This window comes from Streptomyces sp. NPDC001858 (assembly GCF_053594615.1).
The window spans coordinates 81463-98221 of record NZ_JBSFEV010000002.1 but is presented as its reverse complement, the minus strand read 5'-3'; the positions used below and the strand labels follow the sequence as shown (position 1 = coordinate 98221).

Sequence of the window (16759 nt, the reverse complement as noted above, 5' to 3'; positions counted from 1 at the left end):
AGTGCCATTTAGATGGATGTACCTAAACCGGGCCCGCGAACGAATGGAGGCAGGAAGTTCACTACGGTTTGAAATCCATTCAAGGAAAGACTCCACACGCCCTTTCGGCAAAGCGGTGGGAGTCGGAGAGAACGGAACGAAGTAAGTACGACTACGCATGATCTCTTTCCTTACTGAGCATCCCATCTGCCCTCGTGAAGTCGCTCAGGAGGTGTCAGTCACAGCGGGCTCCGCCCATGGTCGCATCCTGGCCCTGTCAGCCGTCCGTGAACGGCTACGTGCGGATGCCGGGACTCCAAGTCCGTCTCAGTTTCCGTCTCGTTCATGGCCGTACACGACCGTCCACAGCGGTTCGCTCTACCCCGTCTAGCTCGCCACCTGTACGAGTTCGAACGCACATGAACGCACCCGAACCATGCCCTGACCAGCACAGACAAACCTGCAAAGCGAGTTACGCGGGTTCGATTCCCGCCACGGCCTCCGACCGGTCTGACCAGGCAGAACGGAAGGGCGGCACCCCGCGTGGGGTGCCGCCCTTTCGGTCGTCCGGCCGGATGCCTGAACGTGATCGTTCGAGGCGTCTGATGAGCGGTTTTGCGATGTCTCTTTGTTCTCCCGGCGGTTGGGGTCGCGTGGTGGGACTCTGTGGGCGCTTCTTCGGAACGGGCGGCGGGAGGGGTCGATGGGGATCGTGGGGCAGCGCCGGGGTGTGGTGTGGGCCGCCGTGGGAGTGGCGGGGGCGGGGTCGGCGGCGCTGGTGTCGCTCGCCGTCGTGGGGGATCTGAATGCCGCGGGGCAGGTGGCGAGTGTCGTCGGTGCGGTGGTCGGGCTGGCCGGGGTGGCGATCTCCGTGCTCGCCCTGAACGGTGCCTCGGGCAGCATCGGCGGCTCCAGGCGTCTCGTACGGGCCGAGCGAGGCGGCATCGCGGCCGGCGGGGACCTCGTCGGGAACGCGATCGGGCAGGGCGCCGTGGTTTCGGGGCCGCATACGCCCCGGCGGCGGCCCGCCGACCGGCCGGGCAGAGGTGAGGTTCAGGCCGGGCCGGGCTCGGTGGCCGCCGTCGGGGACATCGCCGACAACGCCTTGGGGGACGACAGCCGCCGATGACCGCACAGCCCTGGTCCCGCCGAAAACGCCCCGTCGACGGCACCGCCGCCTCGTCCGCCGACGGCGCGCGCCACCTGCACGTCGGTCCGGACGCCATCGGGGTCGGCGGCAGTGTCGAGAACTCCGCCTGTGCCCCGGACAGTCGGGTCACGAACATCGGTGAGCTGCACATCCATCACGCGGCGCCCGGCGCCGAGCCGCCAGGGGGGTCGCTGCCGGAGATCGAGTCCGCCCTCGCCGACCTCCAGCGACACGCCGACCGGCTCGCCACCCACGCCGACCGGCTCGCCGTGCTCGAACGCAGGCCCGTCCCGCACGCGGACGCCGCCCTCGACGACCTCCGGAACTACGCGACCCAGGTCGACGCCTACGCCGACCGGCTCGTCGCCGTCGAACGCCGGCTCGCCGACCTCCAGTCGCACGGGGTCCGACTCGCCGCCTACGCCGACCGGCTCGCCGCACTCGAAGGCCAACTCGCCGAGTTCCAACAGCGCCACGTCGACACGCTGGCCGCCAACGCGCGGCTGCAGGAGCAGCGCGACGCCGCCTACGCCTCCGCCGCCGCCTCCGAGGCCGACCACCGCGCCGAACGCCGACGCCGTGAGGCCGCGGAAGCCGCCGGGCAGCACGCCGACCGGCAGGCGGCGGCCGAACGCGCCCGCGCCGACCAGTACGCCGCCGAACGCGACGACGCCCACCGTCGCCTCGCGAAGCGGCCCTCGCAGTCGACACAGCCGCGACCGGAGGAGCGCGAGCCGGTCGCCGTGCTCAGCGGGCCAGGCCCGGCGGCCACCGTCACCGCCGTCGGCGCTACGGCTACCGCTACCGCTGGTGGCTACGGCGGTAGCGGCCGTCCGGGGCATGTGCACCAGCAGGTCATGTGGAACCTCGCAAGGGAGATCGTCGTCGGCACCTCTCCCTGCGACCGGCGCGTCTGCCTGCGCAGACGTCGACGCCGCATGCATCATTCGCGCCTCGGGAAGTTCCGCGTTCACTACAGATACAAAAAGGTCCGCGGGATCAAGCTGGTGGCGAGCGGGGAGAGGTGCTCGTCGCGGTGGTGCTCGCGGTGTCTCCGGGAGGACCACGGCGGAGCGCTCGCGGGTCTCGTCGTCGTCCTCGGGATCGTGGCCTGTGTCGGGGCGAGCATCGGGCTGTACCGGATCGGCGTCACCCACCAGATCGGGTTGCCGGCCGTGTTGGGCCTCCTCACCGCCATGCTGCTCCTGGCGGACCGGGTCGACCAGAGTTCCGCGAAGCCCAGTCGGTCCCGATCGTCCGACCACGACGACGCCCCGACCGGCGGCAGTTGACTCCGGGCGGCCGCGAACTCTTCGACCGGGCGGCTCAACACACCTTCCCGTTCCCCGGATTTAACCTACGACCTCTTGAGACCGCCTCTCTACGCGCGTAACTTGAGCCGACTCCCCCACACCACCATCGGCCGTACCCGACGACGTACGAGGAGATCGCCAGCGTGTCCAGATCTGTAGGTAACAGACCCCGCCGTACCGCCTACGCGCTCATATCCGTGGGTGTGGCGAGCGCGTTCGCCATCACCTCGCTGCCCGCGGCCTACGCGACGCCGTCCGCCTCCGCGGTGATCTCCGAGGTGTACGGCGGCGGCGGGAACTCGGGTGCGACCCTGACCCGGGACTTCGTCGAGCTCGCGAACGCGGGCGCCGCGGCCTACGACCTCGCCGGGTACAGCGTGCAGTACCTGCCGGGCTCGCCGTCCTCCTCCTCGACCTGGCAGGTCACCGCGCTCAGCGGCAGCGTCGCGCCCGGCGGGCGGTTCCTCGTCGGCGAGGGGGTCGGCTCCGGGGGGACGGTCGCCCTGCCCGCAGTCGACGCCACCGGGTCCATCGCCATGAGCGCCACCACCGGCACCATCGCGCTCGTCTCCGGCACCGCCGCCCTGACCTGCAAGACCGCCGCCGACTGCGCCGCCGACAGCCGGATCGTGGACCTGGTCGGCTACGGCAGCGCCGTCGTGCGGGAGGGGAGCGGGCCGGTTGCCGGGGCTTCCAACACCGCCTCCGTCAGCCGCGCCGCCGCCCTCGCCGACACCGACGACAACGCCGTCGATCTCGCGTCCGGGACGCCGTCCCCCGTCAACTCCGCCGGGCAGACCCCGGATCCGGGCGACGGGGACGGGGGCGGGGGCGATCCCACTACGCCCGGGACCGTCCGCGTCCACGACATCCAGGGCGCCACCCGGCTCTCCCCGCTCGCCGGGCAGACCGTCACCCGGGTGCCGGGGATCGTCACCGGAGTGCGGACCTCCGGGTCCCAGGGGTACTGGATCCAGGACCCGGCGGCCGACGCCGACCCCAGGACCAGCGAAGGCGTCTTCGTGTACACCGGGTCCGTCACGCCGACGGTGGCCGTCGGGGACTCCGTGCTGGTCAGCGGCAAGGTCACCGAGTACTACCCGAGCAGCAGCAGCCAGTCCCTCACCGAGCTCACCGCGCCGACGGCGACCGTGCTCAGCAGCGGCAACGCCCTGCCCGCCGCCGTCACCGCCGACGCGAGCAGCGTGCCGGACGCCTACATCCCCACCGCCGGCGGCGCGAGCATCGAGTCGCTCCCGCTCGAACCCGCCGCCTACGCCCAGGACTTCTTCGAGGCCGCCGAAGGCATGCGCGTCTCGTTCTCCGACGCCCGGGTCGTCGGCCCGAGCAACGAGTACGGCGAGCTGTGGGTGACCGTCAAGCCGCAGGAGAGCCCCACGCCCCACGGCGGCACGCTCTACTCCTCCTACGACCAGCCGAACACCGGCCGGCTGAAGGTGATGTCGCTCGGCACCGCCGCCGCCTTCCCGCTCGCCGACGTCGGCGACGAACTCTCCGGCAGCACCACCGGGCCGCTCGACTACTCCACCTACGGCGGCTACAACGTCCAGGCCACCCAGCTGGGCACCCTGGTCGACAACGGGCTGAAGCCGGAGGTGACCCGCCGCCAGAAGGGCGACGAGCTCGCGGTCGCCACCTACAACGTGGAGAACCTGGACGCGCTGGACGACCAGGAGAAGATCGACCGGCTCGCCCAGGGCATCGCCGTCAACCTCAACTCCCCCGACGTCGTGGCCCTGGAGGAGATCCAGGACGACAACGGCGCGACGAACGACGGCACCGTCACCTCCGAGGCCACGCTGAAGCGGTTCACCGACGCGATCCGCGCGGCCGGCGGCCCCCGCTACCAGTGGCGCTACGTCGCCCCGACGAACAACCAGGACGGCGGCGAGCCCGGCGGCAACATCCGCCAGGTGTTCCTGTTCAACCCCAAGCGGGTCTCGTTCACCGACCGGGCCGGCGGCGACGCCACCACCGCCACCGGCGTGGTGAAGACCCGCAAGGGCGCCCGGCTCACCTACTCCCCCGGGCGCATCGACCCGACCAGCGACGCCTGGGCCAACAGCCGCAAGCCGCTGGTGGGCGAGTTCGTGTTCCGCGGCGAGAGCGTGTTCGTCATCGCCAACCACTTCACCTCCAAGGGCGGCGACCAGCCCCTGCACTCCCGCTACCAGCCGCCGGCCCGCAGCTCCGAGACCCAGCGTCAGGCGCAGGCCGCCGAGGTGAACGCGTTCGTCAAGTCGCTGCTCGCGGCGGACAAGAACGCCAAGACCGTGGTGCTCGGCGACCTCAACGACTACGAGTTCTCGGGGACCGTCAGCACGCTGACGGACGGCAAGGTCCTCAAGCCGCTGATCACCACCCTGCCGGCCGACCAGCGCTACACCTACGTCTTCGACGGCAACTCGCAGACCCTGGACCACATCCTGACCAGCCCGGCGGTCACGCACTTCGACTACGACGTGGTGCACATCAACGCCGAGTTCGCCGGCCAGGCCAGCGACCACGACCCGCAGATCGTGCGGATCGACGTCAGCCGCTGCCACTAGGCGCTCCGCGCTCCGCTGGAAGTGCCGCGAAGTGCCGTCGTTCCGGTGCGGCGCCGTCGTGGCTGGTCACGCAGTTCCCCGCGCCCCTTCGGGGGCGCGTCTCCAGGCACTGCTAGGCGTACAGGCCGCCGCCTGCCTCGTCCTCGAACATCCCCGGCCAGTAGCGCCAGCCGTCGTCCGTGGGGTTGTTCGGGGTCGGGTCGCAGGCGACCGGGTCGACCGCGGCCAGGGTGCGGGACATCGTCTCGGCGAGCTGGTCGTAGGCCTCGGTCAGCTCGTGCACCGCGTCCAGCGCGCGCTCGCGGCGTATCAGCCAGAGGGTGAACGCCAGGGTGGAGATGTCGGCGTTGAGCGGGCGCAGACCGAGGTCCGGTTCGCTCCAGCTCAGCACCGCGCCCGTGGCGCCGTCGACGACCAGGCTGGTGTCCTCCAGCAGGTGGCCGAGGCGGATCAGCCGGTCGGCGTCGGCCGGGAGCCGCCCCTCGGTGCGGGCTCCGCCGCGGTCGTCCTCGCCGTACTCGGCGAGGGTCTGCAGCGGCATGTCGGTCTCCAGCGAGAACCAGACGACCTCCTCCGGCAGGCCCGTCTCCCGCAGGAAGCGGCGGGTCGGGGCGTGGGTGAGCGCGTTCGGGAAGTCGACGTCCTCGAAGCGGACGATCTCGCCGGAGCCGAACTCCTCGTCCAGCAGACGGACCGGGAGGTCCAGCGCCAGGCCGGACGTCGTGCCCGGGCCGGCCACCAGCGCCAGCGGGCGGATCACCGCGGCCAGCTTCCAGAAGAGGCCCGAGTCGCCCTCGCGGTCCGCCTCCGCGGTCGCCGCGTTCTCCGCGCCCTCCGCCGCCTCCTCGAAGACCGCGAGCAGCTGACGGGTGGCCTCCGCCACCGCCTTCGGTCCGAGGCGGCCCGCGTAGCAGGCGAACTGGCCGCGCAGCGCCGCCAGTTCGTCCACCGCGGTCGCGTAGCGCAGCAGCTTCTCCAGGGAGGGGGCGAGCGGGCGGGTGTCCATCAGGCCGGGGCCGTCGTGCAGGAAGTACGTGGTCGAGATCTCGCCGGTCATCCCGTCGAGCAGGACCGACTCCGTCTCCCGGCCGTCGGCGCCCAGGATTCCGCCTATGACCAGCCGGTCGCGCAGCTCCGCCGCCAGGAGGCCGCCGGGGTCGCCCGTGGAGTCCGCGACCGTGCGCAGCCCGTCCGTGCGCAGCGCCTCGAACGTCATCAGCGCGCCGTCGCCCGGCACGGCCGGCAGGCCGGGGCCGGTCAGCCAGCGGCGCGTCGGCGCGTGCGTGATGTACGGGTTCAGTTCGTCCTCGGTGAAGGTGATCGTCGTCATGGCGGTGGCCGTGGTCGTCGTGCCGATGGTGGTCCTGGTCGTGCTCATCGGGTCCCCCGTGCGGAAAGTTGCGTGCGCCGTCCCACTGCTCCGCAGCCTACGCGGCACCACTGACAACGGCCCCGACCAGCGACAACACCCCGCACACGGGACGCCGGACGCCGGTCCCTCACACTGACAGACGTCCGAGCAGCCCCACGCGTTCCCTCGGGGAGGCAGGCGGCGGCTCGCGCAACGCGGCTCAGGTGAGGCGGACCCCGCCGAGCACCACGGCCACCGCCGCCGCAGCCGGATCCCGCTCGCTCACCGGTCCGTCACCACCGCGGCCTGGGGCCTTATCGGCAGCCGGTTGACCGGGCGGCCCGTCGCGGCCCGGACGGCGGAGGCGATCGCCGCGGGCGAGGTCACCACCGGGACCGCGCTGGCGGCCTTCGCCCCGAACGGCGCGACGACGTCCCGTTCCTCGACCAGTTTGACGATCTGGATGTCCGGGGCGTCCAGGGCCGTGGGCAGCGCGTAACCGGTGAGGTCGGGGTGGCGGATCAGGCCTCGCGGGGTGCGGAGGTTCTCGGTGAGGGCGATGCCGACGCCCTGCGTCACGCCCGCCTCGATGCGGGCGGTGAGCTGCGCGGGGTTGAGGATCCGGCCGACGTCCTGGGCGACGGCGAGTTCCACGACGCGTACCGAGCCGAGCTCGATGTCGACGTCTACGACCGCGCGGATCGCGCAGAACGCGAGGCCGACGAAGGCGTCGCCCTGGCCGGCGGCGTCCAGCGGCTCGGTCGGGTGCGGGCGGCACTGTGCCGTCGCCCACAGCTCCTTGCCGTGCATCTCCTCCGTGACGGTCGTCGACAGGACGCCGTCGTAGGAGGTGATCTTGCCGTCGGTGATCTGGAGCAGCTCCGTGGACATGCCGAACTTGTGCGCCAGGGGCTGCAGAAGCTGGGTGCGGACCATCTTGGCCGCGCGTTCCACCGCGCCGCCGGAGACCCAGGTGTGGCGGCCGCGGCAGCCGGGGCCCGCGGGGGGCTGGTCGGTGTCCACGGGCGCCACGTGCACCTCGTCGACGCCGAGCGTCTCCTGGACGATCTGGCGGGCCAGCGTCGTGAAGCCCTGGCCGGTCTCGACCGCCGCGCACAGGACCGTGGCGATGCCGTCCTGGACCTTGACGGTCGCCGTGGAGACCTCGTCCGCGCCCTCCGCGCCCAGCATGTGCACCATGCCGAGGCCGTAGCCCACGCCCCGGCGCACCGCGCCGGGTTCGCCGGCGCCCTCGGGGCCGCCGGGCAGCAGCCAGTCCTCCTCGGGCGTGTCCTTGGGCAGCGGCGGGAGCGGGAACTCCTGGACGGCCTGGAGCAGTTCGGCGACGGGCGCCGGGCAGGTCACGGTTTGGCCGGTCGGCAGGACGTCGCCGGTGGCCATGACGTTGCGCAGCCGCAGCTCCGCCGGGTCGACGCCGAGTTTCTTCGCCAGCTTGTCCATCTGCGCCTCGTAGGCGGCGCACACCTGCATCGCGCCCTCGCCGCGCACATGGCCCGACGGCGGGTTGTTCGTGCGGACCGCCCAGCCCTCGATGAAGGCGTTCGGGACGACATAGGGGCCGCAGGCGAAGGAGACGGCGGCGGCCAGGGCCTCGGCGGAGGTGTCGGCGTAGGCGCCCGCGTCGAGCAGGATCTGCGCCTCGACCTTCACCAGCCGGCCCTCGGCGTCCGCGTGGTGGCGGTAGCGCAGCAGGGTGGGATGCCGGTGGGCGTGGCCGAGGAACGACTCCTCGCGCGTGGCCGTCAGTTTCACCGGGCAGCCGGTCTTCAGGGCGAGCAGGCCGAGCGGGAGCTGGAAGCCCTGGTCCTCGCGGTCGGCGGTGGCGCCGGGCACCCCGGTGACGACGATCTTCACCCGTTCGGGTTCGAGGCCGAAGCAGGCGGCGGCCGTGTCCCGGTCGGTGTGCGGGTCGGTGGAGGCCAGGTAGAGCTCCACGCCGCCGTCGGGACGGGGCACGGCCAGGCCGGCCTCGGCGCCGATCGGGGCGGGGTCGGCGCGGCCGATCCGGTACTGGCCCTCGACGATGATCTCGCCGGCCGCGGCCGGGTCGCCGTGGTGCAGCGGGATGTGCCGGATCAGGTTGCCGTCGGGGTGCAGGGGCTCGGCCTCGAAGGCCTGCTCGGGGTCGATCACCGGGTCGAGTGCCTCGTACTCGACGATGACGGCCGCTGCGGCCATCCGCGCGGTGTCCGGGTGGTCGGCGGCGACGGCGGCGATGGGCTCGCCGTGGTGGCGTACGACGTCGGAGGCGAACACCGGCCGGTCGGCCTTGCCGCGGCCGTGCAACGCGCGCCCGGGGACGTCCTCGTGGGTGACGACGGCCCGTACGCCGGGCATCTCCCGCGCGTGGGACGTGTCGATGGACACGATGCGCGCGTGCGGGTGCGGTGAGCGCAGCACGGCCGCCCACAGCAGGCCCTCGGCCCACAGGTCGGCCGCGTACGGGAAGGTGCCCTCCGTCTTGGCGCGCGCGTCGGCGGGCTGGAGGGACGCGCCGAGGCCGTGCGGGATCGGCTCGGGGGCCGGGGCCGCCGCCGCGGGGTTCGTCGCGGTGGCTGCTTCGTTGCTCACGCCTGGCCTCCGTCCTGGCCCTGGCCCTGGCCGTATGCCGGGTCATGCGGGTGGGGCTGTGCCGGGTTCTCGAAGGCCGACACATGGACGCCGCCCGCGCCCGGGCCGGCCTGGTGGGGAATGCGGGCCTCGTCCCCGTTCGACTCGGCCTCTGCGTGCGCCTCGCGTTCGGCGACGACGTCCTTGACGGCCCGCAGGACGCCCCGGTAGCCGGAGCAGCGGCACAGGTTGCCGCACAGGGCCTGGCGGGTCTCCAGCTCGGTCGGCGCGGGGTTGCCCTCAAGCAGGTCGTGCACGGTCATCGCCATGCCGGGCACGCAGAACCCGCACTGCACGGCGCCGCACTTGGCGAGCGCCCGCTGCACGTCCGAGGGCCGGCCGTCGACGGCGAGGCCCTCGACGGTGCGGATCTCGCTGCCGGCGGTGGTGACGGCCGGGACCAGGCAGGAGGCGACGAGCCGGCCGTCGACCTGGACGTTGCAGGCCCCGCACTCGCCCTGCGAGCAGCCGTCCTTGGCGCCGGCGAGGCCGAGGCGCTCGCGCAGCACGTAGAGCAGCGACTCGCCGATCCAGGCGTCGGTGACGGGGCGGTCGGAGCCGTTGACGCGCAGCACGTAGGCCGCGAGGGGGTGTTCCTCGTGGAACGGCGACGGGGCGTCGTCGGGCGTGTCGTCGGTCTCGGGGGGCGCGGCGGTCGCGGGGGTCTCTTCCGCTTCCGCGTCCGCCTCGGGCGCGGTTCCGCCTTCGGACGGCTCGTCGTCGGGCGCGTCGGCCGGGTCCCGGGGGGCTCCGTGCGCGGCGGCGGGTTCGGCGGACGGCTCAGCGGGGCCGTGGGCGGCCTCGTGGGCGTGGTCCGGGCTCCCGGGCGTCTCGGTCGCCCCGTCGGCCTCAGCGGGCCGCCGAGCGGCCTCCTGGGGGCCGTCCGGGGACACCGTGTACGCCTCGGCGGAGATCTCCGGGGCGGCCTGGCCGCCGTCCGGGGCGAACGTCCCGGTGGAGTGGGCGTGGTGCTCGGTGTGCCCGGGGTGCTCCGTGTGCCCGGTGTAGTCGGGCGCGGGGTGGCGCAGGTCGTGGTCGGCGGCCGGCGTGTCGTGCTCCGGCGCGTAACCCGTCCCGTGCGCGGGCGTGTGCTGGGGCGCGAGTCCGTACGGGGGTGTGTCCGTCGCCGGTCGCGCCGCCATGCCGGGCTGGTCCGTGGGCGGGCCCCAGGTCTGGTTCGCCGTGCCGGTCGTGTCGGTCGTGCCCGTCGCCCAGGGCGCGGGCGCGCCGCCGGGCAGGGTGGCCGGGGGCGTGCCGCCCCACTGCTCGACCAGGGCCGATGTGGTGAACTCGCCCGATTCGTCCGGAAGGTCGCCGCCCGCGACGGGGATCGACCACTGGCCGGTCACGTCGTGGCCGGGGGCGGGCTGCGGTGCGCCCTGGGCCGTCGAGTTGTCGTCGAAGGACCACTGGCCGGTCGAGCCCGGCCGGTACGAGAACCGGTCGTCGCCCACCGTCTGCGGGGTGCCCTGGGGTGCGGGCCAGTCGCTGCCGCCGGGCGGGGCCGCCCAGGCGTCGTCCGGCGGGGGCGTGACCGCTATCTGCGGCGGCACGTACCCGTGGCCGGGCGCGGCGAGCGGGTCGGCGCCGCGGGCGGCCAGCAGGGCGTCGATGCCGCCTTCGGGGAGCTTGACGAAGGCGGTCGCGCCGTCGTCGTAGTCCCCCTGGGGCAGCGGGTCCCAGCGGCCGCCGCCCTGCGGAGCGCCCTGCTCCCGCCCGGTGTCCTGTCCGTGTCCGGGTCCGTGCTGGTCGTCGGTCACGACAGCGCCCTCCCCAGTGCTCGTCGGGCCAGCGCGGCGACGGTGCGCCGCAGGTGCAGTACGGCAGGCGGAAGTTCCGGTACGGAGCCGTCCACGCCCGGCACCGGGTCGGGGATGCAGGCGGCTGCGACGTACTCCCCGAAGGCGGTCAGCGCCTCCGGGACGATCGTGCGGTTGTTGTCCCAGTCGATCAGCCGGGCGACCCACTGCTCGGCCTCCAGGGGCCGCAGCGGCATCGGCGCTATGGCTCCGACGGCGCACCTGACGCCGCGCCGGGCGGGGTCGAGGACCAGCGCCACGGAGGCCACCGCACGGCCCGGGCCGGTGCGGCCGGTGGCCTTCAGGAAGACCTGCGGGGCGTGCAGCAGCGGCACGCGCACGTAGCCGATGAGTTCGCCGCCGCGCAGCATCTCCATGCCGGCCAGCAGGTGCGACACCGGGATCTCCCGGCGGGCGCCGCCCTGGCCCGCGATGATCAGGGTCGCCTCCAGCGCGGCCAGCACGGGCAGCGCGTCGCCCGTGGGGGCGGCCGAGGCGATGTTGCCGCCCAGGGTGCCCGCGTTGCGGATCTGCGGCGGGCCCGCGGCGCGCGCGGCGGCGGCGAGCGCCGGGATGAGCGCGGCGAAGTCGGGGCGGCCCATGCGCGCGTGGGTGAGTCCGGCGCCGAGCAGCGCGTGGCCGTCCTGGTACTGCCAGCCGCGGATCTCGCTGATCCGGCCGAGGCCGACCAGCCCGGCGGGCCTGAGCTGCCCGGAGTTGACGGCGGCCATCAGGTCCGTGCCGCCGGCCACCGGCACGGCCGCGGGCATGGCCGCGAGCGCCGCCACGGCCTCGTCCAGCGACGTGGGCAGCGTGACGGCCTGCGCCGCCTGCGGTGCGTGCGTGCTCAAAACCGGCTGCCCCTTCCCGCTGCCCCACCTGGTCCCACCTGTGTTGCCGTACGGTACGTGCTGACAGGGCGGACGTGGCAACTCTGGCACATCTTCGCAACACCCGAACGCGGGGGTCCGCTAGGAGGCATTCACCCACCTCACCGTGGAGATGGTCCGTTTTCGTACGGCATCACCGGTGCGCGTGAATTGCCACTCTTCGGTGATCCTGCAGGGGTTTTTCCGTGACGAGCGGTATCACCGGTTCGGGGGCGGACCGTCGATCGGACGCCCCAGGACACCGGGCCGCCGCTGCCAGGGCCGGGGCCCGGCGGGCGGGCGGTAGCCGACGCCCAGGGCGTCAAGTCGCCCGTAATGGGCCGCCATCCGTCGCTCGAAGCCGGCGAAGTCCCGCTCCCGCGGGGTGGGCAGCGCACTCCAGGCGACCTCGGCGAAGGCGGCGAGCCGCGGGAAGGCCTGGTAGTCCACGCGCGCGTGGTCCTCCATCACCTCGGTCCACAGGTTGGCCTGCGCGCCGAGCACATGCCGCGCCTCCTGCGAGGTCAACTCCCCGGGAACGGGCTCGAACCGGTAGACGTCCTCCAGGGTGCGCACGTAGCCGATCGGCACGGGCTCGTCCGCGCCCGGCGCCTGCCGGTGGTCCAGGTAGACCTGCTGCTCGGGGCACATCACGACGTCGTGCCCGGCCCGCGCGGCGGCGATCCCGCCCGCGTAACCGCGCCAGGACGACACGGCCGCGCCCTCGGCGAGCCCGCCCTCCAGGATCTCGTCCCAGCCGATGAGCCTGCGCCCGCGCGCGGAGAGCCACTTGTCGAAGTGAGCGATGAACCAGGACTGCAACTCGTCCTCGTCCGCGAGGCCGAGTTCCCGGATGCGCGCCTGCGCGGTCGGCGACTGCCGCCACTGGTCCTTGGGACATTCGTCACCCCCGACGTGAATGAACTCCGAGGGGAACAGCTCCAGGAGTTCCTCGAAGACCCCCTCGTAGAAGCGCAGGGTGTTGTCGGTGGGGGCGAGTACGTTGGGATTGATCCCCCAGGTGTCCCACACGGAGAGGAGCGAGGTGTCGATGACGTCGGTGTTGCCGAGTTCCGGGTACGCGGCGATCGCGGCCTGCGAGTGGCCGGGCAGATCGATTTCGGGGACGACGGCGATATGCCGCTCGGCGGCGTAGGCGACGATCTCGCGGATGTCGTCCTGTGTGTAGTAGCCACCGTGCGGCTTCTCGTCCCACAGCGGTGAGGCGCGATGGCCGAATTTCGTGCGCGCCCGCCAGGAACCGACCTCGGTCAGCCGGGGGTGCCTCTTGATCTCGATCCGCCAGCCCTGATCGTCCGTCAGATGGAAGTGGAAGACGTTGAGTTTGTGCGCCGCCATCAGATCCAGGTACCGCAGGACGCCTTCCTTGGGCATGAAGTGCCGGGCCACGTCGAGCATGAGGCCGCGCCAGCCGAAGCGCGGGGCGTCCTCGATCGTGACATGCGGTACGGCCCACGTCCGGTCACGGCCGAGCGGGGCCCTGCGGTACGCGTCGGGGCCGAGGAGTTGGCGCAGAGTCTGAGCACCCCAGAAGACACCGGCCGCACTGCCGCCCTCGATGAGGACGCCGGTCGGGTCGCTGACGAGACGGTATTCCTCGGGGCTCAGCCGGGAGTCCAGCTGCAGACCGATTCCACCGCCTTCGATGTCGTCGAGCTCTCGCCCCTCGCGCAGCGGCAGGCCGGTGGCCTGCCGGAGGACGCCGGTCAGCCAGGCGCCGACACCTTCTGTCGCAATGCCGGCGTAGATCCGGGAGTGCGCCGTCAGCCGCACCTCGCCGGAACCGGCGACGACGCTGCGGGGCACCGGAATCAGTTCAGTCACGTCAGTTCAGTCCTTGACCGCTCCGCCCAGCCCGGAGACCAGTCGTCGCTGTACGAGTACGAAGAACACCAGCACCGGAATCGTCATCACCGTGGAGCCGGCCATCACACCGCCCCAGTCGGGATCGTCCGGCTTGTAGAAGACCAGCAGGGCCATCGGCAGCGTCGACTGCGAAGTGTCGCTGATGATGAAGGACTTGGCGAAGAGGAAGTCGTTCCACGCGGAGATGAAGGAAAACACGCTCGTGGCCACCAGTCCGGGCAGGACGAGCGGGAAAAGGATCTGCCACAGAAAGCGGCTGCGGCTCGCCCCGTCGAGGTACGCGGCCTCCTCCAGCGCCTCCGGAACCGCTTTCACGAACCCCCTCAGCATCCAGATCGCGAAGGGCAGCGAGAAGGCGATGTGCGGCAGGATCAGCGACCCCAGGGTGTTCAACTGACCGAAGTCCCGCATGAGGAAGAACAAGGGGATCGTCAGCGCCTCCACAGGCACCATCTGGGCCACCAGGAACATGATCAGCAAGGTGGTCCGGAAGCGGAACCGGAATCGGGTCACGGCGGTCGCGGCGAGAAACGCGATCACGCCGGAGAAGATCACCACCGCGCACGCCACGACAAGGCTGTTGAGGAAGTACCGACCGAATTCCTGCTGCCCGAACACCCGCCGGAAAGAATCCAGAGAGGGCGACAGGGTCCAGGGCCGCGGCTCGCCGGACTCGATCTCCCCGGCCGGTCTGAAGGCGCTCAGCACCATCCAGTAGAGCGGGAAGGCGACCACGACGGCGACGAGCAGCGCCACCGCGTCGGCGAGCCATCGCCGGGAAGAGTTCACAGTTCCTCCCCCTGCCGCCGCAGCAGCCGCAGGTAGACCAGGGTGACGGCGAGCAGGATCAGCAGCATCACGACGCCGATCGCCGCGCCGAGGCCGTACTGCGAGGACGCGAAGGCCTGTTGGTAGGCGTAGACGTTCAGGACCAGGTTCTGCCCGGCGATGCCGCCGCCGTTCGTCATCACATAGATCTGGGTGAAGACCTTGAAGTCCCAGATGACCGACTGGATCGTGACCACCACGAGGATCGGCCGCAGCATCGGGGCCAGCACGGACCGCCAGACCCGCCACTGCGAGGCGCCGTCCAGCTCGGCGGCCTCCAGCACCTCCGACGGGACGGCGCGGACCCCGGCGTAGACGGTGACCATCACGAACGGGAAGGAGCACCACACCACTTCGAGGAGCACCAAGAGGAAGGCGCTGTAGCGACCGTACGTCCAGGAATGGTCGCCGAGTCCCAACAGCCGGTTGACCGGGCCGAAGTCGGGGTCGAACAGCAGCAGCCACACCGTGGAGCCGGTGACCGCCGGCGTCGCCCAGGCGCCCAGCGCGGCCAGCATCAGCGCGAGCCGGGGCACGGCACGCACGCGCGTGAGCAACACGGCGAGCGCGCAGCCGACGGCGAGCGTGGAGACGACGCAGGCCGCCGCGAAGACGACCGTGGACAGCAGCACCTGCCAGAACTGGTCGTCGGCAACGATGTCGGCGTAGTTCCCGAACCCCCGGAACACGGTCGGCTGCCCACCGCTGACCTGCGCCTGGGTATACCGGAAGAGCGAGATCAGCCCGAGCTGGTACACGGGATAGACGAGCAACGCGGCAAGGACGACGAGAGCGGGCGCGAGATAGAGCCAGGGCGCCTTCTGCCCCCGCCGCCCGAGATCCGCGCGCCCCGAGCTGACAGGCGTGCCCGGCGTCACCCGGTGGAGCCGAACGCGGTGTCCATCTTCTGCGCCGCCTCCGTCGAGGCCGCCGCCACGTCCTTCTTGCCGCTGATGACCTCCTGGAACATGGTCGGCACGACCAGCTGGGAGTCGATCTGCGACCAGGCGGGCGACGCGGGCACGAACTTGGTGCCGGCGGCCAGCGTCTGGACGAACGGCTTCACGAACGGCTCCTTCGCGGCGGCCGCGTCCCGGACGTCGGTGAAGGTGGGCAGGAAGCCCATCGCGTCGAACAGCGAGGCCTGCGTCTTCTTGCCGGCGAGGGCCTGCATCAGCTGGACGGCGAGCGTGCGGTGCGTCGTGCTCTTCAGCACGCCGATGTTGTTGCCGCCCGCGAACGCCGGAGCGATCGAGCCGGACGTCACACCCGGCAGCGGCACGACGGCGTACTTGCCCTTCACCGCGCCCGCCTCCACGGCGGTGTGGCTGAAGTCTCCGCCGATCACCATGCCCGCCTTGCCGGCCGCGAACGCGGTGACGCTGTCGTTGCCGCCCATGCCCGCGCACTTGGCGGCGGGGCAGTTGTCGTCGGAGAAGAGCGAGGTGTACGCGGCGATGCCCTTCCGGGCGGCCGCGCTGTCGATGGCGGAGGCGTACGAGCCGCTCTTGCCGTTGGCGAGCTCGCCGCCGTTGGCCCAGACGAAGGGCATCGCGCCGTAGGTGTAGGCGCCGCCGACGACCAGGCCGTACAGGTCGGGCTTCGCGGTGCGGATCTTGCGGGCGGTGGTCGCCAGCTCGGCCATGGTCCTCGGGACCGTCAGGCCGAGTTCCTCGAAGACGTCCGTGCGGTAGTAGAGGGCGCGGACGCCCACGTAGAAGGGGGCGCCGTAGAGCTTGCCGTCGACGGTGACGGACTGTTTGGCGGTGGGGTCGGTGTCCTTGGTCTCGCTCCAGTCGCCGAAGTCCTTCGTGACGTCGAGGAGTCCGCCGTCGTGGACGTAGCCGGCCGTGTCGGTGTTGCCGTACTCCATGACGTCGGGAGCCGACTTGGGGTCGTTGAAGGCGGCCTTGACGCGCTGGGCGCGGGTCTCGACCGGGATGTACTCGACGGCGACCTCGACGCCGTCGTGGGCCTTCTCGAACGCGGTGACGACGGAGTCGACGACCTGTTCCTTCGGCTTGTTGCCGACCTCCTGGAAGAGCCAGACCCGCACGGTGCCCGTCTTCGCGTCGGTGTCGGAAGCGGAGTTGTCGGACGTCTGGGGGGCGCACGCGGTGGCGACGAGCGCGGCGGCCGCGAGCACGGCCAGTCTGATGGGGAGCTTCATGGAGCGATCCTCCGAGCGTTGCAACATATGCAATGGCTGTTTTGCTCTGCACAACACACCGGAGGCTAGGGACTACATGAACACGTCGACAAGAGGTCTCCACCACTCTGTGACCACTTGACGCATCCCGTGCAACGGCAGCCGCCGCGAGAATCACGCCAAAAGCCCGCCAGAAGCACGCCAAAGGCCCCCGAAGCGCGCCGAAACGCGCC

Annotated in this window: 11 protein-coding genes; 3 read left to right on the top strand and 8 right to left on the bottom strand. The window is 71.9% G+C overall.

Annotated features, from left to right (window positions below; translation table 11 throughout):
- Positions 1 to 682 precede the first annotated feature (682 nt).
- From ACWCPF_RS02935 to ACWCPF_RS02925, 3 genes are all read left to right on the top strand, one after another.
- The gene (locus ACWCPF_RS02935) at positions 683 to 1108 is read left to right on the top strand and encodes a hypothetical protein (RefSeq protein ID WP_451043187.1); all 426 of its coding nucleotides are present in this window, start codon (positions 683 to 685) and stop codon (positions 1106 to 1108) included.
- Positions 1105 to 2421 (top strand): hypothetical protein, encoded by a 1317-nt coding sequence (locus ACWCPF_RS02930; protein ID WP_451043186.1) that lies wholly within the window; start codon positions 1105 to 1107, stop codon positions 2419 to 2421. The genes ACWCPF_RS02935 and ACWCPF_RS02930 overlap by 4 nt, the downstream gene beginning before the upstream one ends.
- 218 nt (positions 2422 to 2639) lie before the next feature.
- Positions 2640 to 5012, top strand: a complete 2373-nt coding sequence (locus ACWCPF_RS02925) for an endonuclease/exonuclease/phosphatase family protein (RefSeq protein ID WP_451043473.1) — start codon at positions 2640 to 2642, stop codon at positions 5010 to 5012.
- A 112-nt stretch (positions 5013 to 5124) separates the two neighbouring features.
- On the opposite strand, the gene ACWCPF_RS02920 is transcribed toward ACWCPF_RS02925, so the two are convergent.
- The 8 genes from ACWCPF_RS02920 to ACWCPF_RS02885 all read right to left on the bottom strand — a co-directional run bounded on the left by ACWCPF_RS02920 (position 5125) and on the right by ACWCPF_RS02885 (position 16547).
- Positions 5125 to 6390 (bottom strand): SUKH-4 family immunity protein, encoded by a 1266-nt coding sequence (locus ACWCPF_RS02920; protein WP_451043185.1) that lies wholly within the window; start codon positions 6388 to 6390, stop codon positions 5125 to 5127.
- A gap of 255 nt (positions 6391 to 6645) precedes the next feature.
- Positions 6646 to 8955: a xanthine dehydrogenase family protein molybdopterin-binding subunit gene (locus ACWCPF_RS02915; RefSeq protein WP_451043184.1), complete on the bottom strand. Its 2310-nt coding sequence runs from the start codon at positions 8953 to 8955 to the stop codon at positions 6646 to 6648.
- Complete coding sequence (locus tag ACWCPF_RS02910) at positions 8952 to 10754, bottom strand: 2Fe-2S iron-sulfur cluster-binding protein (protein ID WP_451043183.1); 1803 nt, start codon at positions 10752 to 10754, stop codon at positions 8952 to 8954. Before ACWCPF_RS02910 ends, ACWCPF_RS02915 begins: the two co-directional genes overlap by 4 nt.
- Entirely contained in the window at positions 10751 to 11644 is an 894-nt protein-coding gene (locus ACWCPF_RS02905; protein WP_358805253.1) for an FAD binding domain-containing protein, read from the bottom strand. The genes ACWCPF_RS02910 and ACWCPF_RS02905 overlap by 4 nt, the downstream gene beginning before the upstream one ends.
- A 237-nt stretch (positions 11645 to 11881) precedes the next feature.
- Positions 11882 to 13507, bottom strand: a complete 1626-nt coding sequence (locus ACWCPF_RS02900) for a beta-N-acetylhexosaminidase (protein ID WP_451043182.1) — start codon at positions 13505 to 13507, stop codon at positions 11882 to 11884.
- A gap of 6 nt (positions 13508 to 13513) precedes the next feature.
- Positions 13514 to 14338 (bottom strand): carbohydrate ABC transporter permease, encoded by an 825-nt coding sequence (locus tag ACWCPF_RS02895; RefSeq protein WP_451043181.1) that lies wholly within the window; start codon positions 14336 to 14338, stop codon positions 13514 to 13516.
- The gene (locus ACWCPF_RS02890; RefSeq protein ID WP_451043180.1) at positions 14335 to 15255 is read right to left on the bottom strand and encodes a carbohydrate ABC transporter permease; all 921 of its coding nucleotides are present in this window, start codon (positions 15253 to 15255) and stop codon (positions 14335 to 14337) included. The genes ACWCPF_RS02895 and ACWCPF_RS02890 overlap by 4 nt, the downstream gene beginning before the upstream one ends.
- Complete coding sequence (locus ACWCPF_RS02885) at positions 15252 to 16547, bottom strand: extracellular solute-binding protein (RefSeq protein ID WP_451043179.1); 1296 nt, start codon at positions 16545 to 16547, stop codon at positions 15252 to 15254. The genes ACWCPF_RS02890 and ACWCPF_RS02885 overlap by 4 nt, the downstream gene beginning before the upstream one ends.
- Positions 16548 to 16759 lie beyond the last annotated feature (212 nt).